Here is a 20,178-nt window from a genome sequence, read left to right as displayed (position 1 = left end):
AACGCTGCTTTCTTGGCTTCTTCAGAACCTGTAGCCGACCATAAGGCCTACCCGCGTGAGCCCGTCATTCGGGCCGTCGCACAGATTGGCGTGTGATGCATGCTCGATCTGGGTCGAAATATTCCAGTTATTATCGAAACGATAGCCGATCGCCGCATATTCGTGGAAAAGCACCCGGCAGCCGAATTCCGCACCGGTTTCGCCGGCACTGTTTCTCAGCTTGCCATCGTGCCAGAGGCCGCCAAAACCGAAATCGAGAAAGATCTTCGGGTTGAGATCGAAGGTCCAGTTGACACCGCCGTAAATGGTATTCGCCGAGCCCTCAGTGCCGATCTCGCCACCGATATGCAGCCGCGGGCGGGAGAGCTTTTGGCCGAGCGTTACCGCAGATGCACTGGCGAAGGGATCAAAATAGGCGGTGAAGGCCGGGAAGATGCCATCCTCGCCGCCATTGTCGCGATTGGAGATTGAGGTGGTTGCGCCGAAGCGCAATTCGTCGAAGACGGTGCCTTCCGCAGCAGTGGCGGGCGTGATGCCGATGAAGACACATGCCGCGAGAAGGATTGCCAGCGTGAAACACGCCCTCATACATGTGGAACCGAATGCTGCCATCGAATCATTCCCCACCTCGAATGCGGAAAGGATGGCAGGTTTGTCGGCGTGGTAAATGATAAGTTACTGAATTAGGCCGGGTGTTGCAGGAAAGACTCTCCGTTCTCTAGGCAACGCTTTCGTAACCGGCGGAGCCGTTGTCGAGCAGGTGGCGCAGGATGCCGAGGGCATGGGTCAATTCTTGCTGGTTCGATGGACCGGAAAGGCTGACGCGCACCCGATGGAAAACCTTGTCGGTGCGGCCGGCCTTGAACTCATCCTCGTCATCGATCAGCACGCCTTCTTTCATCGCCGCGTTTCGGAACGTGCCGGAAAGCCAGGGTTCGGGCAGTCTCAGCCACAGGAAGGCGATATCGGGCAGCGAATTGAAATCCAGTCCGGCGAAGGCCCGCCGGGCAATCGCCTCCCGCTGATTGATCTCGGCGATACAATCCTTGCGAATGTCGTCGGCGTCGCCACTATTGACGAGGCGCGCATTCAGTTCGGCCAGCATGAAGGGCAGGCCGCCCGTCATCATCGAGTGGGAAATACGGATGCGCGAGGAATATTGCGCGGGGCAGGCGACCCAGCCGCCGCGCACGCCGGCGGCGACGGATTTCGACAGGCCGCCGACGACGAAGGTAATGTCGGGCGCAAATTCTGCGATCAGCGGGATCGCATCGCGCGTCATCGCGCCATAAAGATTGTCCTCGACGATCCACACGCCGTAACGACGGGCGATATCGGCAATCGCGCGGCGGCGCTCTTCCGGCAGGGTCGCGCAGGTCGGGTTCTGGCCGGCCGACATCAGGAAGATCATCTTGGGGTGCTGCTGGGCGCAGACGCGTTCGAAATCATCCGGGACAATGCCGTTCTCATCCGCCTCCACCAGCGTCACCCGCCGGCCGGCAAGGGCGGCGCTGCGGCTGATGTGGGAATAGGTGACGGGTTCGAAGACGATGCGGTCGCCCGGCGCGGTCATCGCCGACATCACGCTCATCACCGCCGCATGGGCGCCAAGCGTCGAAACGATGTTTTCCGGCTTCGGCGACCAGCCATTCTGGGAAAGCCAGCGAACGCCCGCCATGCACCAGTTGTCGGGAAAAGAGCGGGCATAATTGGTAATGTCCTGGGGATGCTCTCTGGTTACCGCCTCGATGTGTCTGGCGATCAGCACGCTCTGGCCGACATCCGGCGCAGCAGTGGTGTTCAACCGGAATTCGGCGCTGGTATCGACGGCGTGGCGCGTGCTGCCGAAGGCGGCCGTTGCCGGCTCCATGGGCAATGACGGGGCAGGGGTCTTGCGCTCATTGACATAGGTGCCGCGCCCGACCTCACCGCTGACGAGGCCGCGCTCATGGATCAGCGCATAGGCCCGGCTGATTGTGCCGATTGTCACACCGAGATCGTAAGCAAGATTGCGCTGCGGCGGCAGTTTCGAGCCGGCCGGCAGGGTGCCGTCGGAAATCGCGCCTTCGATACTGTCGGCGAGGCGCAGGTAAATCGGGCCATCGCCCTCGGTAATGTCGGGAAGCCAATTTGTCATGGTGACAATTTATGCATTGTATCTATCCTCAAGTCAATTGTATTTATTGTCTGCATTGAATGAGGCTAAACGCACGGAGACAATAGGTGCAATATGCGCAAGATGGATCAATACCTTTCGACAGCGGATACACTCTATCCTGATGGCTACGAACGGGAACGCGTGTTCCGCGATGCCGGCGACATGGTCGCACCGGCGCCCTTTCCGGCCAAGATCGCCCGCACGCTTATTGGTGGCCTGATTGCGGGCATATCCTCATGGCAGCGGAAACGTCAGGGGCGCTTCGCCCTGCGGGAGCTTTCGGACGATCTGCTAGACGATATCGGCGTTACGCGGGATGAAGCCTTGAGGGAGGCGGCAAAATCCCGGCTCTTCTCCTGGCCGCCGCGGCCCCTTTGATTTTTTGTCGGAGAGCGGCGCCTTCTTTCCCCGGCGCCAAGCAGCCATTCGGCAACCCGCCACGCCAATCCCAACCGGCGCTGGCGGGTTTTTTTATGCCGACCGCGTTCTCACGGGGTGCCGGTGCCTGTGGATCAGCAGCCTTTGCCGCCGTTCGCCCAGCGCTTGACGTCGGTTGCGATGCGGCCGGAAAGGGCTTCGTTCATCACGGGGCCGAAAGCATCGAGCTTTGCCGGGTTGCCTTCTGCCTGTACCACCAGCATGGGGCGCGATTCCGGGCTGTTGCGCGGCACGAGCAGGATGCGCGGACGGCCGGAGAAGGAGTTGAGTTCCGGCGCCAGGCGATAGGCCTTGAACGCCGCGTCGCCCGATTTGAACCAGCAGGCATTCGCGCCAAGCGCGATCCGTTCCATGGTCGGCAGGGCCGCGCGGGAGACGGAGGAGGAAGGCTGCGGTTTCGGCTGGCAGGCCGCGAGTGCGGCGGCAGCGAGGATCAGTCCGGTGGCTTTATAGGCATCGTATCGAAGAATGCGGGGCATCAGGTCATCCAGAAGAAAAGCCGAAACATAGCCGGAAGCCGGCATCAAAAAAGGCGGGCTTGAAACCCGCCTTGGTCTATCAGGCTGCGATGACGCCAAGCGCCGAAGCGAAGAGGCCGCGGCCGTCATTGCCGCCATGGGCGGCTTCGATCAGGTTTTCCGGGTGTGGCATCATGCCGAGAACGTTGCCCTTGGTGTTGATGACGCCTGCAATGTCGTTCAGCGAGCCGTTGGGATTGGTGCCCTCGGCATAACGGAACACCACCTGGCCGTTGCCTTCAACCGACTTCAGCTCATCCGCATCAAGGAAGTAGTTGCCGTCGTGATGGGCGACGGGGCAGCGCAGGATCTGGCCCTTGTCGTAAGCGCGGGTGAAGTCCGTGTCGTTATTGGCGACTTCGAGCTTCACTTCGCGGCAGACGAATTTCAGCGAGGCGTTGCGCATCAGCGCGCCCGGCAGCATGCCCGCCTCGACCAAAATCTGGAAGCCGTTGCAGACGCCGAGAACCTTGACGCCCTTTTCGGCCTTTTCACGAATGGCCTGCATGACCGGCATGCGGGCGGCGATGGCGCCGCAACGCAGATAGTCACCATAGGAGAAGCCGCCCGGGATGACGATCAGGTCGACGTCGGGAATATCCGTTTCCGTCTGCCAAATGGTGACGGGCGCGCTTCCGGAGATTTTCGTCAGCGCCGCGATCATGTCGCGGTCGCGGTTGAGGCCGGGAAGTTGGACGACAGCGGATTTCATCGGAGCGGCTCCTGCGGCTTTAGAGGATGGCGATGGCGTAGTTTTCGATGACCGTGTTGGCCAGCAGCTTTTCGCACATTGCCTTCAGGTCGGTCTCGGCCTTGGCCTTGTCGGCGCCTTCCAGCTCCAGGTCGAAGACCTTGCCCTGACGGACATGGCCAACGCCACCGAAACCGAGGCTGCCGAGCGCGCCTTCGATTGCCTTGCCCTGCGGATCGAGAACGCCGTTCTTCAGCGTAACAGTCACCCGTGCCTTGATCACCTGATCTTCTCCTGATTTTACCCTTGCGGTGTCGATATTATTTCACGAGGCCGATATTACTTCACGAGGACAGGGCCGGTGCCGCGGATCGGTTCGTTTTCATTGATGATGCCGAGACGGCGCGCGACTTCGGAATAGGCTTCGAGAAGCCCGCCCATGTCGCGGCGGAACAGGTCCTTGTCCATCTTTTTCTGGGTTTCGATGTCCCACAGGCGGCAGCTATCGGGCGAAATCTCGTCGGCGAGGATGATGCGCATCATGTCCCCTTCGAAAAGGCGGCCGCATTCGATCTTGAAATCGACGAGCTGGATGCCGACACCGAGAAACAGGCCGGACAGGAAGTCGTTGACGCGGATGGCGAGCGCCATGATGTCGTCAAGCTCGGCCGGATTGGCCCAGCCAAAAGCCGTGATGTGCTCTTCGGAGACCATCGGGTCTTCCAGCTCATCCGACTTGTAATAGAATTCGATGATGGAGCGCGGCAGAACCACGCCTTCTTCGATGCCGAGGCGCTTCGACAGCGAGCCGGCAGCGACATTGCGCACGACGACTTCGAGCGGGATCATCTCCACTTCCTTGATCAACTGCTCGCGCATGTTGAGGCGGCGGATGAAGTGCGTGGGAATGCCGATCTTGTTCAGATGCGTGAAGACGTATTCGCAGATACGGTTGTTCAGCACGCCCTTGCCGTCAATGACTTCATGCTTCTTCTTGTTGAAGGCGGTCGCATCGTCCTTGAAGAACTGGATAAGCGTGCCTGGCTCCGGACCCTCGTAGAGGATCTTGGCCTTGCCTTCGTAAATACGGCGGCGACGGTTCATAATTGCAGGTCTCTTGGTTGACGCCGATTCTGGTGGCGTTGCGTTTGGTCTTTGAAGCGGTCCCATAAAGGAAAAGAGTGCATTCTACAATGCGGCTCGCATATTTCCCTTCAATTCTTGTGACAGGCCGGGGAAACCGCTGCGCCCTGAAATGAGGCTTCCGGGGCTGATCGAAGGGGAGGCGGTCCGCAGGGCCGGCGCCGTCAGGGCTCGACAGCCTTCAGGCGGCTCAAAAACTGCGCGAAGACCATACCGCCTTCCGGCCACGGACCATGGCCGGACTCGGTGTTGATATGGCCGGACATGCCGGCGTCGATCAAAAGCGAGCCCCAGGCGGCGGCAATGTCATCGGCATGTTCATAAGAGCCGAAAGGATCGTTGCGGCTGGCGATGGTGATCGCCGGGAAAGGCAGCGGATCGCGCGGGTAAGGCCCGAACGTCATCAGGTGCTTCGGCCGGATATCGGGATTGGCGACATCGGGCGGCGCGACGAGCAGCGCGCCGAACACTTTCCTGCCGATTTCCGGTAGGGCATGGATGACGGTCGGCACACCAAGCGAATGGGCGACGAGGACGATGGGTCTGGTGGAGGCATTGACCTCTTCCACCAGCCGGGCGACCCAGTCTTCCTTCACGGGTTTGGACCATTCGGCCTGCTCGACGCGGCGGGCGGTGGAAAGCTTGCGCTCCCAGCGGCTCTGCCAGTGGTCGGGGCCGGAATTGGTATAACCGGGGACGATCAGGATATCTGCTTCTGAAACTTTCATGCGCCCATATCTGTGTTGCGATGCCGCCGCGATCAAGGTCGCGGCGGCATTAACTTCAAGGTCTCAAACTCAGCTCAAGTCTCAGGCGTTGCCGAAGACGCGGGTGAAGATCGTGTCGACATGCTTGGTGTGGTAGCCGAGGTCGAACTTTTCGCGGATCACCTCTTCGGGAAGTGCGGCGCGCACTTCCTCGTCACCCAGCAGCTCCTCAAGGAAATCGGCGCCCTGTTCCCAGACCTTCATGGCGTTGCGCTGTACCAGACGGTAAGCGTCTTCGCGCGATACGCCGGCCTGCGTCAGCGCCAGGAGAACGCGCTGCGAATGCACGAGGCCGCGGAACTTGTTCATGTTCTTCAGCATGTTGTCCGGATAGATCACCAGCTTTTCGATGACGCCGGCCAGGCGGTTCAGCGCGAAATCCAGCGTGACAGTGGTGTCGGGGCCGATGGCGCGTTCGACGGAGGAGTGGCTGATATCGCGCTCGTGCCACAGAGCCACGTTTTCCATGGCCGGAACGACCGACATGCGCACCAGACGGGCAAGGCCGGTCAGGTTTTCGGTCAGAACCGGGTTGCGCTTGTGCGGCATGGCGGACGAGCCCTTCTGGCCGGGAGAGAAGAACTCTTCCGCTTCCAGAACCTCGGTGCGCTGCATGTGGCGGATTTCGATGGCGACGTTTTCAATCGACGAAGCGATGACGCCGAGGGTTGCGAAGAACATGGCGTGGCGGTCACGCGGGATGACCTGCGTGGAGACCGGCTCGGGAATTAGGCCGAGCTTGGCACAGACATGTTCTTCGACGCGCGGGTCGATATTGGCGAAGGTGCCGACGGCGCCGGAGATCGCACCCGTGGCGATTTCCGCACGGGCATTAACGAGGCGCTCACGGTTGCGGTACATCTCGGCATAGAAGCGGGCAAAGGTCAGGCCCATGGTGGTCGGCTCGGCATGGATGCCGTGGCTGCGGCCGATGCGCACCGTGTTCTTGTGTTCGAAGGCGCGGGTCTTCAGCGCCGCCAGCACCCGGTCCATATCGGCGAGCAGCAGATCGGCGGCGCGTACGAGCTGGATGTTGAGCGTGGTGTCGAGCACGTCCGACGAGGTCATGCCCTGATGCACGAAACGGCTGTCGGGGCCGACAAATTCGGCAAGATGGGTGAGGAAGGCGATGACGTCATGCTTGGTGACGGCTTCGATCTCATCGATGCGGGCGACGTCGAAGGTGGCGCTGCCGCCCTTTTCCCAGATGGTCTGGGCAGCGGACTTCGGGATAACGCCGAGTTCGGCAAGTGCGTCACAGGCATATGCCTCGATCTCGAACCAGATGCGGAACTTTGTTTCCGGCGACCAGATGGCGACCATTTCCGGCCGGGAATAACGAGGGATCATGGCAATGACTTTCTTTGTGGAGGAATTTTGCTGCCCGTTTAGCAAAGTGTTCCGGTAATCTCAATCTATCAAGCTACATGCCTCTGTTGCTCGTTGCGCACGTCGGCAGAGGATCGCGCCCGCAGGCAGGAGCGGAACGATGGCAAAGGGAAAATATAAGCCAGGGCCGAGAATGCAGAACTGGTAAATCGCGCCGAGCGATGTGAAGAGCTGCTGGAAAAACCAGATGCGGGAGAATGCCGGCGCGTGCCATTGCGCATAAAAAATACGGTATTCGAAAGCGAAAAACGCCGCCGCAACTGCCAGCGTGAAAAAAGCGATGGCAAGACAGGCCGCCACGAAACGCAGCGGCAGGGCGGCTGAAGCAGGGAGAAGGTGCAGCGCCGCCATGGCCAGCAGCCAGCCGAAGAGGCCGCCCGCGAAGAAAAGCATGATGATGTCGGCGGCATGGTCGGTTTCCAGCCGGTTCCTGACATAGAGGCCGATAGCGGCGGCGGCGCTGGAACAGACGGCCCAGACAAGCGCGCCGAGCAGCGGAAACAGCGCTGCCGAAGCCGTGTCACGGAAACCCCGCCTGTCGCTTTCCATGCCGATCCCCCAACGCCTTGCCGTGCGCCCTTCGGCGGCGGCGGTTATGTCCGCGCGGCTTCCGCTGCGTGGCGCAGTTGCGCGACCGTCTTGCGGTAGTCGGCGACGCCGTCGCCCTTGAAGATGGCCGAGCCGGCCACCAGCGCATTTGCACCGGCGGCAACGATCGCGCCTGCGGTTTCCGCCGTCACGCCGCCATCCACTTCGAGTTCGATCGGCCGATCGCCGATCATGGCCTTTGCCGCGCGGATCTTGTCCAGCATGGCCGGAATGAACTTCTGCCCGCCAAAACCGGGATTGACGCTCATGATCAGGACGAGATCGACATCATCAAGCACGTTTTCGATGACCGAAAGCGGTGTTGCGGGGTTGAGCGTCACGCCGGCCTTTCTACCGAGCCCGCGGATCGTCTGCAGTGAGCGGTGCAGGTGAGGCCCGGCTTCGGCATGCACGGTGATGCTGTCACAGCCCGCCTTGGCGAAGGCTTCGAGATAGGGATCGACGGGTGCGATCATCAGATGGCAATCGAAGAAGGCCATGCTGTGCGGCCGCAGCGCCTTGATGACATCCGGCCCGAAGGAGATGTTGGGGACGAAATGGCCATCCATCACATCGAGATGAATCCAGTCCGCGCCCGCTTCCGTGACATCGGCGACTTCCTGTCCGAGCTTGGCGAAATCGGCAGCCAGAATGGACGGGGCTATGCGGATGGGCAGGGACATGGGGCAAACTCCTCTCGACGCGTTGCGTAAGCTGCCTTTAACACCAAGTATCGGGGTTTGAAACGGCCGGTCGCGCGGTTGCCGGCGGTTTTCAGCTGCGTTTCCTCGAATTTTCGGCGGCGCGGGTTTCGCCTATTGTCTTTCAGCCTTGTCCGCCGGTTCGAAGCGCTGGCCGTTCCATCGCTGCAGGCGATAGGGATTGTCCGAAAGGTCATGCGACGGGTTGAAACCGAGATCGCCGAGAACGGTTTTGAAAAGGGTGCCGCCCGCCAGTATCTCCGGCGCGGGTTTCGACTGCGCCTGTGTGGCTTCCGCAAGGGCGGCGGTGAGTTCCGCTGCCGCATAGGCCGGCAGGACGTAACCTTCCGGCTCGATGCCGGCGCCGCGCAGTTCGCCGGCAACCGCCTGGGCCGATGGCAGGGTATCATAGGCCGGGCGGGTGACCGCCAGCACATTCGCGGCCAAGGGGACCGGATTGTTGGCCGCATTCATGGCATCGCCGCCCATGAGGGTGAGGGGAATGTTCTCCGACCCCGCGTCTCTGGCAATGATGGCGACGTCGTTGCGTTCCGCGCCGACGAAGACATGGGAAATGCCGGTGCGCGCCAGCCGGCGCACCAGCGCCACCTGCTGTTCCTGGTTGGGACGCATCGTATCGGCAAGGGTGGGCTTCAGGCCGTTTTCCTCGAGCGACGAGCGGATGCGGTCGACCAGCTCGCGGCTGTAGATCGTGCCGTCATCCACAAGTCCGATGGAATGTCCCTTCCAGTCGCGCAGGATGATCTCCGCGATCCTGTCCGATTCGGCCCTGTCAGACGGGGCGAGGCGAAAGAGCGGCCAACCGTATTTCAGGGCGTCTTCCATCAGGATCGGCGCGCGGCTGGAAAGCGTGATGGCGGGAATGGCGGCCGCTTTCAGCGGTGGCAGAACATCCTGAAGCGTTTCGGTGCACAAGAAACCGATTGCGGTGCTGACCTTGGCGGCCACGAGGCCATCGGCAATGGCGCCGCCGCTGCCATCTTCGCAGCTTTCATGGATTTCGACGACATCCAGCCCGAGCTTTGCCGCCGCCGCCTTCGCACCCTGCCGTACCTGCTGCCCCAGAAGTTCGTAAGGACCGCTCTGGGGCGCAACAATGCCAATCGATGCCGCGCTTGCTGAGCCCGCAAGGGCAAAACCGGCGATGATCGTTAGCAGGCGAAGTGAAAGCATGACGTGATAGAAATCCTGTTGTCCCGGCTTGATGTTTATCGGCAACAACCGGTTTTCCAAAGGAAAAATACGCGCGCTTCACGGACATTCCCGCAAAACCATCAAATTGCCCCGTGTGTCTGCATTGTTTGTGAGGATCAGCTCGCCGATCTTTTGCTGGTTTCCGGGCTTGTGCGCCTGGAGAGCAACTCCTCTCCAAGGCTTTGCTCTACCCACGGCAACTGGGACATAAGATCGTTCCAATCGAAGGATGAGCCGGCGCGGCGGGTCAAATTATTATGCCATCTGGTCAACTCCGCGAAGCGCTGATCGTCGGTTATCCTCACCTCATGGTCGCGGTAAACTTTGTTGATCAATCTTCCGAGAGGATTGATCAGATCCACTAAAAGCTGATGTGAGCTATAGTCTGCGCTCGCCGATTGCCCACCTTCGAACATATCTCCATGTCCCGTCACCAGCCATGATATGTTCACGCCAAATTCCCTGTGGTACGCGGAAAGCAGTTCGGCATCGGGCACGCGTTCGCCCCGCTCATAATGCGCCAGCCCGCTTTTGCTGATTGCCAGTCGGTTGGCGAAGACATCCCGGTCATCGATATCGAACGCCGCCCTCACAGCACGGAGGCGTTTTCCTAGGGCTGTCTTGGGCTCGACTTCTTTCCTGGCCAAATTCCTTCAAATTAAATCACAAATGGAGTTTACAAAAATCCAAATGTAATTTAATCCTCTCTGTGTTCGCATGTCATTCATTGGGAGCGCGTCTGCCAGGACGCACTTGTTTTAATAGGTTATTTAGCACTGTGTTAAAGGCATCAGCAAGATAGAGCGCACGCTTCGTTCCATTGCATAGAATCAAATATCTCGCCGTTGAATGCTTGATGATCGTTCGCGGTCTTCAAGACGATTCGATTGTGAAGCGTTGACGACAATTTCTGGAGACACAGATCTCTAAAAAGGCGGCCGCGATGCGCGTTGAAAGGTCAGGGTTGCTACGCAAAGTATTCGGTTCGGCGACTAAGGGCCTTGCAATGCTCGTTTTGTGCCCATTTATTTTGTTGTTCGCGATTGTCGTGATGGCGATGGTCGTGATTTCCCCCGCGATAAAGCCAAGAGAAGAAAGACATCACTGATCGGAATTTCTTCCACGCCAAATGTATTTGGCAGCCAACGGCGTACCATCATGGAAAGAAAATGGAGAATATTGTCAAAAATATCATAATTTATTTTAGGTGCAGGTTTTTATTATTGGTTTTAATCGTCTCCATTTTAATGTGGGGGCTTATCATTCTTGGCATCCGACTGATTATATCGAAGCTGTAACTGCATGAATTCAGGGATTTAACATCGCAATGGGATGTTGCCTCCGTGCAGCCTCGAGTCTGCGTCGGAAAAAACGCCACATGCGTCAATTTTAAGTTGTTTTTACCGTCGGAGGCTGAAGATGATCGTTGTCGTTGATTTCCCACAGAATCTTAATCATCTACCTGTTTCCAAGGCGAGAAGACGTCAGCGAGGATGAACGACGGTATTGCTTTATAAAACTATTATATTTGTGGAGTAGAGATGCAATTTGGGAAACGTGAGCTATTAAGTCTGCCTTCTAGAGTGCAGCCCACAAAAATGCACATTTTATTCCCATTTTCCTAACTTGCTGATATATATTCAAAATATGTAAAGCTTCATGGCGCGCGCAAGTTTTTCCTCGCGGTTTTTTCGCATTTGCGAGAAGATTTGCTTGACGGAAAGTAAATGATTAGCTTAGATGTAACTGTTTCAGGGGACGACTGAAATTGGCTGTAATAGGCCTCGGAAAGTGTTCCGAATATAAGCACTGCCAGACTATATTGGGTTTCATATTCTATTTTTTTCATTACGTATAAACCGCTTCGGGAAACTGGGGCGGTTTTTTACGTGGAGCTAATTTAAGCAATTTAAAATTGAATTAGGAAACTCCTGCGCAAAGACGTTCTTTCATTTTCGAATTTATGGAAAAGATATCGCGCGGAGGGAGCGACGCTGGCTCCGAAGTACACATCAAAATAACTGCTTGATAATGCCGGTTGACGGACATTATCGCCTGCGAGCGAGTTCGGTCGGCCGTCTGTGCGGCTTTATTTAAGGGCGGCCAGGGCGTCCCTGGCAAAGGCGGAGATGGGTTCGGGAAGCTTATCCGGATCGAACCAGCCGATGGCGGAAAGCTTGTCGGGTTCGGTCAGTGCCGGCTCACCCTGCGCATCGTGGGTGACGAAGATCAGCGAAACCCAGTGGTGGCGATCTTCCGGATCGATGAATTCGCTATGGCAGAGGAATTCGACGTTGCCGATCTTGAGCCCGGTTTCTTCTTCGGCCTCGCGGCGTGCCGCGGCGAGGGAAGTTTCAAGGTGATCGACCTTGCCGCCCGGAATGCTCCAGTATCCGGCTTCCGGCGCCTTCAGACGCCGGCATAAAAGCACGCGGCCGTCACGCATGATGGCGAGGCCGACGCCGACACCCGGAAAATCGAGACCTGGCCTGGAGGTCGGCGTCATGCTGTCCATTCCCGCGGTCAGGCCTTGGCGTTGGCCACGATCAGCATGAAAGCGGGGATGTCGTCGCCGAAGCCAACCGGTGTCGGGCCATCGTCATGGTCGCGATAATGGCGGCGGCGGTCGCGGTTGTCGTCATTGGCGTGCAGCGGATTGCGGCTGTTGCGGTCGGAATTGCGCGGGGTCTTTTCCTGCTTGCGTTCTGCTTTCACCTTGTCGTCTCCATGAGCCGCGATGTCCGTGTCCGCAGCGGATTGTGCACCCTGATTGATGTTTTCGACCGGCGCTGCGTCGCGACGGTTGCGGTCGCGGCCCCTGCCGCCCCGTTCCTTGCCCCGGCGGCCGGAATTGCTTTCAAAGCTTTCCATGGGCGCGGGAAGGGTGGAGAGGTCACCGTTCTGCCACTCGATCTTTTCGCCGATCAGCTTTTCGATCGCGTCGAGATACTTCGTGTCGCTCCTGGTGACGATGGTGAAGGCCTTGCCCGAGCGGCCGGCACGACCGGTACGGCCGATGCGGTGGACATAGTCTTCCGAATGAATGGGAATATCGAAGTTGAAGACGTGGCTGACATCGGGGATGTCCAGGCCGCGTGCGGCAACGTCGGAGGCGACGAGCAGCTTCAGATTGCCGTCCTTGAAGTTCTGCAGCATCGTGGTGCGCGAACGCTGGTCCATGTCGCCATGCAGCGCGCCGACGGAAAAACCGTGACGGTCGAGCGAACGGAAGAGGTCGGCCACATCCTTCTTGCGGTTGCAGAAGATGATGGCGTTCTTCAGTTCGGCTTCTTCGGCGCGGACGAGATCGCGCAGCACGGCGCGCTTTTCATAGTCCTTGTTGTGCGCGGCAACGATGCGCTGGGCAACGGTCTTTGCCGTGGAGGAGGGCTTGGCGACCTCGACACGAACGGGGTTCTGCAGGAACCGGTCGGCCAGCTTCTGGATTTCCGGCGGCATGGTGGCCGAGAAGAACAGCGTCTGCCGGGTAAACGGGATCATCTTGGCGATACGCTCGATATCGGGAATGAAGCCCATATCCAGCATACGGTCGGCTTCGTCGATGACGAGGATTTCCACGCCGGTCATCAAAAGCTTGCCGCGCTCGCAATGGTCGAGAAGGCGGCCGGGGGTGCAGATCAGCACATCGGCGCCGCGCTCAAGCTTGCGGTCCTGGTCTTCGAAGGAAACGCCGCCGATCAGGAGCGCGACGTTCAGCTTGTGATTCTTGCCGTATTTCTCGAAGTTCTCCGCCACCTGCGCTGCCAGCTCACGGGTCGGCTCAAGGATCAGCGTGCGCGGCATTCTGGCGCGGGCGCGGCCCTTCTCGAGCAGGGTGAGCATCGGCAGAACGAAGGACGCGGTTTTGCCCGTGCCGGTCTGTGCGATACCGCAGATATCACGCTTTTCCAGTGCCGGCGGAATGGCGCCAGCCTGAATGGGTGTCGGCGTCGTGTAGCCGGCATCTGCAATAGCGGAAAGAACTTTTTGGCTCAGGCCAAGATCAGAGAATGTTGTCAAAGGAAGAACTTTTTCCGTTCTGGTTCGGTAAGAACACCTGCGTGCCGCGACGGCACTTGCAAAGACTTGGCGCGGGGATATGCCCAAATTGCCGGAAAGTCAAGGAAACAACGGGAAAAGCGCGCGAAACAGCGGGGTTCGGGCGGGGCATCTTGGCCTTTGGTGCAGATTTCAGCGATTTATCGTAAAAAGCGCAAAAAAAGCATTAAAATCGGGCTGCTATTTTAAATAGGTTTTGAGTTCCGTTCCGGCGATCAGGAACCGCATCGGATCGACTGGCGTATCGTTGCGGCGCACCTCGTAATGCACATGCGGACCGGTGGAGCGGCCGGTGCTGCCGGCGCGGCCGATGACGTCGCCGGCCTCGACCCTGTCGCCGGCTTTCACCAGAATCGCGGAGAGATGGCCGAATCGCGTCGAGACGCCCTGGCCGTGATCGATTTCTACCATATTGCCGTAGCCGCCGGAATTTTCCGCGACCGTCACCTTGCCCGCGCCGGTGGATTTGACGTCAGCACCGGTTTCAGCACGAAAATCGATGCCGGTATGCAGGGCCGGGCGGCCGAGAAACGGATCCATCCGGTTGCCGAATCGGCTGGTGATCGCCCGGCCAGGGGCCGGGTTGCCGAAGGGCAGGGTGGTCGCGGTTTCCTTGACGATGTCGAGCCGGTTCAACGCATTGTCGAGATTGGTGAGCGACAGGTTGAAAGGATCGGTGTCACCGCGCTCGGGGTCGGCATAGGGGCCGCCTATGTCATCGTTGCCGTTCTCTTCGATTTTCAGGCCTGCCTGCCGGATGATGTCCTGCATCGCATTCGCCTTGTCCTCGGCGTCGCTGGTCAGTCTGGCGATGCGCGATATCTGCTGGCGTTCGATATCCTTCAGCGACAGTGTCACCTTGGAAAACACCCGGTCGGCCCGGTCGGACGGCGTTTCGCCGGCTTCGGGTACATAGGCGGCGCGTCTGTCCGGTGTGGCGGGCTTTTCCGCCTGCGGCTTGCGTGGCGTCATCAGCTTTTCGATGGCTGAAAGGCCGCCGGAGAGGTCAGCGCGTTTTTCCGGCGCCATGGCGTTCGAAAGAGAAGAGGGCGCGGCCGGGGAGGCGGCGATGCCGGAATTTTCGGCGCGCTCCAGCAATTCGCTCATTCGGCCGTGCCGCGAGGTCAGCGCCGCCTGCTGTTCCAGCAGCTTTTCCACTTTCTTTTCAACGACCTGTTGATCGAGCAATTGCCGGGAGGTGACACGGTCCACCTGAGCTCTCAGCGCTGCAATGCGGTCTTCATAGTCGTTCTGCATGCGGGTCTGGCGGGCCATGGTCGCGCCGATCAGGTCGTCACGCAAAATGAGATAGCCTGTGGCTCCGAGATAACCGAGCGAGAAAAGGCCGATCGTGCAGCCGGCAAGCGCCGCCATCCACGGACGGATGGTCATGTGCCGCACCCTGTCGCCGCGCGCGAGAATGAGCACGTGAGGCTCACGCTTTTTGCCGAATACCCGGTTTTCCGCCGTATCAGTCACAATCTCTCTCCGGACTGGCCGATTTCTTAAGGGAAATCATAATTCGTTAAGGTTAACGAAGTTTTGCCGGAGAGGCTTTTTGGCGGTGTCGGCTATTGGCTGACGGATGTGAGCGAGCGGTAAAAGGAAGGCGTCAGGCCGGCCTCGGCGCGGGCGATGTCGTTGAAGGGCGGTTTCAAAGGGCCGCGGAAATTCGCGCGCACCAGCTGCCTGAAGGTTGCGGCCGGTTCCTTCTTTTCACGGGCGCACAGGAACCGGAACCATTTCGCGCCGATGGCGACATGGCCCTTTTCGTCATTATAGATGACATCGAGAACGGCGGCGCTTTCGAGATCGCCCGTCTCACGCATCTTCGCCTGCAGGGAAGGGGTGACGTCCAGTCCGCGCGCTTCCAGGATGAGCGGGACGACGGCGAGCCGTGCGGTGAGATCGTTGCGGGTGGAATGCGCGGCCTGCCAGAGCCCGTCATGGGCCGGCAGATCGCCATAGTCGGCGCCGAGGCTTCTCAGCCTGTCCCGCACCAGCCGGAAATGTTTCGCCTCCTCGAAGGCGACCTGCATCCAGCCGTCGAAAAAGGAATGCGGCACCGGCTCGCTGGCATAACGGGCGACAATATCGAGCGCGAGATCGACGGCGTTGAGTTCGATATGGGCTATGGCGTGCAGCAGCGCGATGCGGCCCCTGACGCTGTGAAGGGAGCGGCGTTCCACGGCGGTTGGCGGCACGAGTTCCGGTTTCTCGGGTCTGCCCGGCCGCTCGGGCAGCGGCGGGTCGAGAGGCGAGCGCAGCGACAGGCGGCGCTCGAACCAGCGTGTCGCCGTTTCCTGCGCGAGTGCGGTCTTTCTGTCGAGATCGGCGCTCACGATGGCATCCGTCGCGCCGCCTCGCAGCGAGATGATTTTGAACGGGGGCGTCACGACGGGTTGGTCCCTCAGAGCTTCTTGACAGCTTCGAGAACGGCCTGGGCGTGGCCCGCGACCTTCACCTTGTTCCAGATTTCCGCGATTTTTCCATCCGGGGCAACGAGGACGGTCGTGCGTTCGACGCCCATGTATTTTTTGCCATACATGCTTTTTTCCTTCCAGACGCCATAGGCTTCCAGAACCTTCCTCTCTTCGTCGGAAGCGAGCATGACGGATAGCGAATGTTTTGCCGCAAACTTGTCGTGGCTTTTGACGCTGTCGGGCGAAATGCCGATGACGACGGCGTTGGCTGCCTCGAATTCGCCGCCCAGCGCGCTGAAGTCGATGGCTTCTGCGGTGCAGCCGGAAGTATCGTCCTTCGGATAGAAATAGAGGATGACGGCCTTGCCTTGCAGTTTGGACAATGTCACCGTCCCTTCACCGTTGCGGGGCAAAGTAAAATCGGGAGCCGGGCCGCCAATCGTCAAGTCTGTCATAATCTACCTTTCTTTCGCCGGGATGTTGAGGAAAAGTCGCCACATTCGATATATAGCGAAACCGCGCGTCGTCCAGATCACTATTTAGATTTCAGGTCGAACGATCTTAAATCTCAATCGTTATCCGGGCTAAAGAATTAAAGCGGGATTCCGGACGAAAACCGCTTACACTTTTCGCCATCCCGCTTCGGTGTTGCGGCGAAACAAAGCTATTCAAGGGCAAATACGGGCGTATGGCTGAAGTCAGGGGTGAAAAGGTCAAGTTCGGCAGACGCGATATCATTGCGCTGCACGATCTTCCTTCGGCGCAGGCCGAAGATCCCATCATCGTGCATTGCCCGGCGCCGCGCTCCATGGTGCGCGCCTTCATCAAGCTTTTCGCAGCGCTTTTCGTGCTGGCCTTCCTGTCCATCGGCGGCATCATTCTTTCCGTCGAGACGGGATCGATCGACGCGACGCTTTCCAGCCAGGCGCAGCAGGCGCTGGAAAGGGCACTCGGCCCCCATTACAGCGCGCGGATCGGTTCTTCGGCGATCAGGTTTTCCACCGGGCTGCGCCTTGCGCTGGTGGCGGAGGACGTGGATATCATCGAGAAGGAATCCGGCCAGCATATGAGCCGGGCGCGGGCAATCGGCATGGCGCTCGATCCGCTTGCGCTTCTGACCGGCCGTGTCTCGGTGGAAAGCCTCGAGGCCGACGGGATGGAGCTCGATACGGCCCTTTTGCCCAAGGGTAACGGGTTCGATCTCGCCAGCGTCAAGCTCGACGCCGTGCCGCAGCAATTGCAGGAGGCCTTCGGGCAGCTCGACAAGCTCGCTCAGGCTTTTCTGAGCAGCGGAACCGAGGAAATCGATATTTCCAGCGTTTCGATTCACCTGCCACCCGGAGAGTTGGGCAAGCCGCGCACCGTCGAAGTGCGTGAACTGTCGCTGACGCCCGATCAGCAGGGCGGATATTCGCTCGATGGAGAAACGCTATTCAACGGTGAAATTGCCAGCGTGTCGCTGCAGACTTCGGGATCGGGTGGCCGGATAGACGGTTTTGAAGCCCGCATCGACGGTTTCGATATCGGCCCGTTTCTTGAGAAATACGATCCCGACGGAAATCTCCATGAAGGCCTGAACGTCAAGACGGGTATCAATATTGTCGCTCGGCGCGCCATGGAAGGGCAGGAGCCACAGCTGGAGATTGCGCTCGGCCTCGGCAATGGAACGCTGATGATCGGCGGCGAGTCCCAGACCTTTACGGCTGGCAACGTCCACGCGCGTTATGACTTTGCCAAAAGCACCCTTGTCATCGACAATTCGCGGCTGGAGCTTGGGCGGACAATTCTTCCGGTCGCCGGTGAAATCAGCGATACGGAAGAAGGTTTCGGCCTTTCGCTGCGGATCGACAACGCCGTTGCTTCGTCCGAAGCTTCGGGCGAGGCCCCGGTTCCTTTCAGCCTGAAGGCGGACGGGCATTTTACGGCGGCGACGAAGCAGCTCGACGTTCCCTCGCTTTATGTGACAGGCCCGCTCGGAGACATGGCGGGATCGCTGAAAATCCGGTTCGGCCAGGGGTCGCCGGAAATCAGCTTCGGCGGGCAGATTCCGAAGATGGAGGCCACGGCGGTCAAGCAGCTCTGGCCGTTCTGGATGGCGCACAAGCCGCGCGACTGGGTGGTCTCCAATCTCTACGGCGGCACCGTCACCAATGGTTCAATCGCTATCTTCATACCGCAAGGGCGGATGTGCGGCCCCGGTTGCCCGCTGGTGCTCGGCGAAAGCGAAATGCAGATCCGTTTCGATATAGACGATACGCGTCTCAATACCACCGGCGACATTCCACCGTTGCGCGATGTCGACGCGCATTTCGATCTCGTGGGCGGCAAGATGGCCGTCGATATCAAGCGGGGAACATCCTATTTCCCGTCGAACCGGTCGCTTGCGCTGGAAAACAGCCGTTTTCTCATTTCCGCTGTTTACGACAAGCCGCTGCTCGGAAATCTCGAACTGAACGTTTCGGGCTCGGCCGATGCCGTGGCCGAGCTTGCGGCGCTCAAACCCATCAATGCGCTCAAGAATACGCAGTTCAAGCCGGAGGATTTCACCGGCGATGTCAAAGCCCATGCTAACCTGACCGTTGGCCTGCTTTCCAGCCATAACCCGCCTCCGCCGGTGTGGACGGCCGATCTCGATCTGAAGAACCTGTCGCTGACCAAGCCCTTTGCGGGCCACAAGGTGACTGCGCTCGACGGTTTCATGACGCTGGACGACCGACAGCTCAAACTGGAGGGCAGAGGCCGCGTGGACGACGTGCCGATGGACATCGTGATGACGGAGCCGGTGAGTAAGAACAGCGATATCGCGCCGACGCTGTCGCTGAAGGCAAGCTTGAACGAAACGCAGGTTGCCAAGCTCGCTCCGGAACTTTCCACGGTCCTCGGCGGCACGACGGCGATTGAAATCGACGGCGCCGACCCGAAACGCCAGGATATCCGGCTCGATCTGACCAAGGCGTCGATCATTCTGCCGGGGCTCGGCTGGAGCAAGGGCATCGGCATTCCCGCCAGCGCCGCCTTCACCATGGAAATGGGAGACGGGCGCACGACGATCAGCGACTTCTCGCTCGACGGCGACGGCTTCGGCGCTGCCGGCGATATCGCCTTCAGCAAGAACGGGCTGATTTCCGCCGATCTCAGCCGCGTGCAGCTTTCGCCCTCCGATAATTACGCCGTTTCGGTCGCCGCTTCGAAGAACGGCTATATCATCAATGCATCGGGGAAATCCGCCGATGTCAGGCCTTTCCTCTCGAAGCTTCGCAGCTCTTCCGGCAGCGGCGACGGGACGTCGCGTTCGCAGCCATCCCTTGCCATCAAGACGCAATTCGACAAGGTCTACGGGTTCAACGATGAAATCCTTGCCAATGTCAGTTCCGATGTCAGCGTGCGGGATGGCAAGGTTCGCTCCGTCGATTTCCGTGGCGTCACCGGCAACGGCCAGGCGGTGGTGGCGCAGACTGTCAATCGCGGGGCGACGGGAACCGTGACGCTGACCAGCAGCGATGCGGGTTCGCTTGCCCGTTTCGCCAATATCTACAGCCGCATTCGTGGCGGCCTTCTCAACCTTGCGCTGACGACCTCCAATGGCAGCGACTGGAGCGGATCGCTCGACCTGCGCAATTTTGCCGTCGTCAACGAAGCCAAGCTGCAGGACATTGTCGCCACGCCGACGGGCGAGGACGGCAGGAGCCTCAACAATGCGGTGCGCCGCAATATCGATGTCAGCTCGGAAAAATTCCAGCGCGGTTTTGCCCGGGTCGTTTACGTCAACGGTTCGGTGGCGGTGGAAAACGGCGTCGTGCGCGGCGAGCAGATTGGTGCGACTTTCCAGGGGCTTTTGAAGGACCAGAGCGGCCGTATGGACATGACCGGCACCTTCATGCCCGCCTATGGCCTGAACCGGCTGTTCGGCGAGCTGCCCTTCATCGGCATCTTCCTCGGCAATGGCCGCGACCGGGGCTTGCTCGGCATCACTTTCAAGCTCTCCGGCCAGACGGACCAGCCGAAGCTGACGATCAATCCGCTTTCGCTGATCGCGCCGGGCGTCTTCCGGCAGATTTTCGAGTTCCAATAAAAAAAGGGCCGCTTTC

General features: G+C 59.4%; 19 protein-coding genes. 2 read left to right on the top strand and 17 right to left on the bottom strand.

The window, feature by feature from the left end; genetic code table 11:
* Nucleotides 1–21 precede the first annotated feature (21 nt).
* Nucleotides 22–612 carry an acyloxyacyl hydrolase gene (locus PIB16_RS17320; protein WP_271046029.1) on the bottom strand — a complete coding sequence of 197 codons (591 nt, stop codon included), beginning with the start codon at nucleotides 610–612 and terminating at the stop codon, nucleotides 22–24.
* 106 nt (nucleotides 613–718) lie between these two features.
* Nucleotides 719–2,137, bottom strand: coding sequence for an aminotransferase-like domain-containing protein (locus tag PIB16_RS17315; RefSeq protein ID WP_271046028.1), 1,419 nt, complete (start codon nucleotides 2,135–2,137; stop codon nucleotides 719–721).
* Nucleotides 2,138–2,230: 93 nt separating this feature from the next.
* Between PIB16_RS17315 and PIB16_RS17310 the strand changes: the two genes are divergently transcribed.
* Nucleotides 2,231–2,536, top strand: a complete 306-nt coding sequence (locus PIB16_RS17310) for a DUF1127 domain-containing protein (RefSeq protein WP_271046027.1) — start codon at nucleotides 2,231–2,233, stop codon at nucleotides 2,534–2,536.
* 134 nt (nucleotides 2,537–2,670) lie between these two features.
* Here the strand turns inward: PIB16_RS17310 and PIB16_RS17305 are convergent, their stop codons facing one another.
* The 15 genes from PIB16_RS17305 to PIB16_RS17235 form a co-directional block, all read right to left on the bottom strand.
* Nucleotides 2,671–3,075, bottom strand: a complete 405-nt coding sequence (locus PIB16_RS17305) for a hypothetical protein (RefSeq protein ID WP_065655218.1) — start codon at nucleotides 3,073–3,075, stop codon at nucleotides 2,671–2,673.
* Between the two features lie 79 nt (nucleotides 3,076–3,154).
* Nucleotides 3,155–3,826, bottom strand: a complete 672-nt coding sequence (gene purQ, locus PIB16_RS17300; protein ID WP_065655203.1) for a phosphoribosylformylglycinamidine synthase subunit PurQ — start codon at nucleotides 3,824–3,826, stop codon at nucleotides 3,155–3,157.
* Between the two features lie 19 nt (nucleotides 3,827–3,845).
* Nucleotides 3,846–4,088, bottom strand: a complete 243-nt coding sequence (gene purS, locus PIB16_RS17295; protein ID WP_003507918.1) for a phosphoribosylformylglycinamidine synthase subunit PurS — start codon at nucleotides 4,086–4,088, stop codon at nucleotides 3,846–3,848.
* A 56-nt stretch (nucleotides 4,089–4,144) separates the two neighbouring features.
* Nucleotides 4,145–4,909: a phosphoribosylaminoimidazolesuccinocarboxamide synthase gene (purC, locus tag PIB16_RS17290; RefSeq protein ID WP_003520440.1), complete on the bottom strand. Its 765-nt coding sequence runs from the start codon at nucleotides 4,907–4,909 to the stop codon at nucleotides 4,145–4,147.
* A 203-nt stretch (nucleotides 4,910–5,112) separates the two neighbouring features.
* Nucleotides 5,113–5,676: an alpha/beta hydrolase gene (locus PIB16_RS17285; protein ID WP_271046026.1), complete on the bottom strand. Its 564-nt coding sequence runs from the start codon at nucleotides 5,674–5,676 to the stop codon at nucleotides 5,113–5,115.
* A gap of 81 nt (nucleotides 5,677–5,757) precedes the next feature.
* Nucleotides 5,758–7,065, bottom strand: a complete 1,308-nt coding sequence (gene purB, locus PIB16_RS17280) for an adenylosuccinate lyase (protein WP_142845083.1) — start codon at nucleotides 7,063–7,065, stop codon at nucleotides 5,758–5,760.
* A gap of 60 nt (nucleotides 7,066–7,125) precedes the next feature.
* Complete coding sequence (locus PIB16_RS17275) at nucleotides 7,126–7,653, bottom strand: hypothetical protein (protein WP_078052783.1); 528 nt, start codon at nucleotides 7,651–7,653, stop codon at nucleotides 7,126–7,128.
* Between the two features lie 44 nt (nucleotides 7,654–7,697).
* Complete coding sequence (rpe, locus tag PIB16_RS17270) at nucleotides 7,698–8,375, bottom strand: ribulose-phosphate 3-epimerase (RefSeq protein ID WP_003520447.1); 678 nt, start codon at nucleotides 8,373–8,375, stop codon at nucleotides 7,698–7,700.
* Between the two features lie 132 nt (nucleotides 8,376–8,507).
* On the bottom strand, nucleotides 8,508–9,635 hold the full coding sequence (locus tag PIB16_RS17265) for an ABC transporter substrate-binding protein (protein WP_174036137.1): 1,128 nt from the start codon (nucleotides 9,633–9,635) through the stop codon (nucleotides 8,508–8,510).
* An 89-nt stretch (nucleotides 9,636–9,724) separates the two neighbouring features.
* Nucleotides 9,725–10,255 carry a helix-turn-helix domain-containing protein gene (locus PIB16_RS17260; RefSeq protein WP_078052784.1) on the bottom strand — a complete coding sequence of 177 codons (531 nt, stop codon included), beginning with the start codon at nucleotides 10,253–10,255 and terminating at the stop codon, nucleotides 9,725–9,727.
* 1,442 nt (nucleotides 10,256–11,697) lie between these two features.
* Nucleotides 11,698–12,123 (bottom strand): NUDIX domain-containing protein, encoded by a 426-nt coding sequence (locus PIB16_RS17255; protein ID WP_065655198.1) that lies wholly within the window; start codon nucleotides 12,121–12,123, stop codon nucleotides 11,698–11,700.
* Between the two features lie 8 nt (nucleotides 12,124–12,131).
* Nucleotides 12,132–13,628 (bottom strand): DEAD/DEAH box helicase, encoded by a 1,497-nt coding sequence (locus tag PIB16_RS17250; RefSeq protein WP_003520451.1) that lies wholly within the window; start codon nucleotides 13,626–13,628, stop codon nucleotides 12,132–12,134.
* A 219-nt stretch (nucleotides 13,629–13,847) separates the two neighbouring features.
* Nucleotides 13,848–15,146 carry a M23 family metallopeptidase gene (locus PIB16_RS17245; protein WP_080856485.1) on the bottom strand — a complete coding sequence of 433 codons (1,299 nt, stop codon included), beginning with the start codon at nucleotides 15,144–15,146 and terminating at the stop codon, nucleotides 13,848–13,850.
* Nucleotides 15,147–15,238: 92 nt separating this feature from the next.
* A complete protein-coding gene (locus PIB16_RS17240; protein WP_271046025.1) occupies nucleotides 15,239–16,063 on the bottom strand; it encodes a ferritin-like domain-containing protein in 825 nt (274 codons plus the stop codon).
* Between the two features lie 14 nt (nucleotides 16,064–16,077).
* Nucleotides 16,078–16,545: a peroxiredoxin gene (locus PIB16_RS17235; protein WP_020810868.1), complete on the bottom strand. Its 468-nt coding sequence runs from the start codon at nucleotides 16,543–16,545 to the stop codon at nucleotides 16,078–16,080.
* A 233-nt stretch (nucleotides 16,546–16,778) separates the two neighbouring features.
* Here PIB16_RS17235 and PIB16_RS17230 point away from each other — a divergent pair, with 233 nt between their 5' ends.
* Nucleotides 16,779–20,162 (top strand): YhdP family protein, encoded by a 3,384-nt coding sequence (locus tag PIB16_RS17230; RefSeq protein WP_271046024.1) that lies wholly within the window; start codon nucleotides 16,779–16,781, stop codon nucleotides 20,160–20,162.
* Nucleotides 20,163–20,178: the final 16 nt, after the last annotated feature.

The organism is Agrobacterium sp. ST15.13.015 (assembly GCF_027871645.1).
Taxonomy (GTDB): Bacteria; Pseudomonadota; Alphaproteobacteria; order Rhizobiales; family Rhizobiaceae; genus Agrobacterium; species Agrobacterium leguminum.
Note: the sequence above shows the minus strand (reverse complement) of the source record. Positions and strands in the feature narration are given on the sequence as shown.

What these genes read in the sequence shown, in the direction of transcription:
- purQ (WP_065655203.1), bottom strand. Translation starts at nt 3,826, where the DNA reads ATGAAATCCGCTGTCGTCCAACTTCCCGGCCTCAACCGCGACCGCGAC.
- rpe (WP_003520447.1), bottom strand. Translation starts at nt 8,375, where the DNA reads ATGTCCCTGCCCATCCGCATAGCCCCGTCCATTCTGGCTGCCGATTTC.
- PIB16_RS17315 (WP_271046028.1), bottom strand. Translation starts at nt 2,137, where the DNA reads ATGACAAATTGGCTTCCCGACATTACCGAGGGCGATGGCCCGATTTAC.
- PIB16_RS17230 (WP_271046024.1), top strand. Translation starts at nt 16,779, where the DNA reads ATGGCTGAAGTCAGGGGTGAAAAGGTCAAGTTCGGCAGACGCGATATC.
- PIB16_RS17255 (WP_065655198.1), bottom strand. Translation starts at nt 12,123, where the DNA reads ATGGACAGCATGACGCCGACCTCCAGGCCAGGTCTCGATTTTCCGGGT.
- PIB16_RS17285 (WP_271046026.1), bottom strand. Translation starts at nt 5,676, where the DNA reads ATGAAAGTTTCAGAAGCAGATATCCTGATCGTCCCCGGTTATACCAAT.
- purB (WP_142845083.1), bottom strand. Translation starts at nt 7,065, where the DNA reads ATGATCCCTCGTTATTCCCGGCCGGAAATGGTCGCCATCTGGTCGCCG.
- PIB16_RS17305 (WP_065655218.1), bottom strand. Translation starts at nt 3,075, where the DNA reads ATGCCCCGCATTCTTCGATACGATGCCTATAAAGCCACCGGACTGATC.
- PIB16_RS17310 (WP_271046027.1), top strand. Translation starts at nt 2,231, where the DNA reads ATGCGCAAGATGGATCAATACCTTTCGACAGCGGATACACTCTATCCT.
- PIB16_RS17235 (WP_020810868.1), bottom strand. Translation starts at nt 16,545, where the DNA reads ATGACAGACTTGACGATTGGCGGCCCGGCTCCCGATTTTACTTTGCCC.
- PIB16_RS17275 (WP_078052783.1), bottom strand. Translation starts at nt 7,653, where the DNA reads ATGGAAAGCGACAGGCGGGGTTTCCGTGACACGGCTTCGGCAGCGCTG.
- purC (WP_003520440.1), bottom strand. Translation starts at nt 4,909, where the DNA reads ATGAACCGTCGCCGCCGTATTTACGAAGGCAAGGCCAAGATCCTCTAC.
- PIB16_RS17320 (WP_271046029.1), bottom strand. Translation starts at nt 612, where the DNA reads ATGGCAGCATTCGGTTCCACATGTATGAGGGCGTGTTTCACGCTGGCA.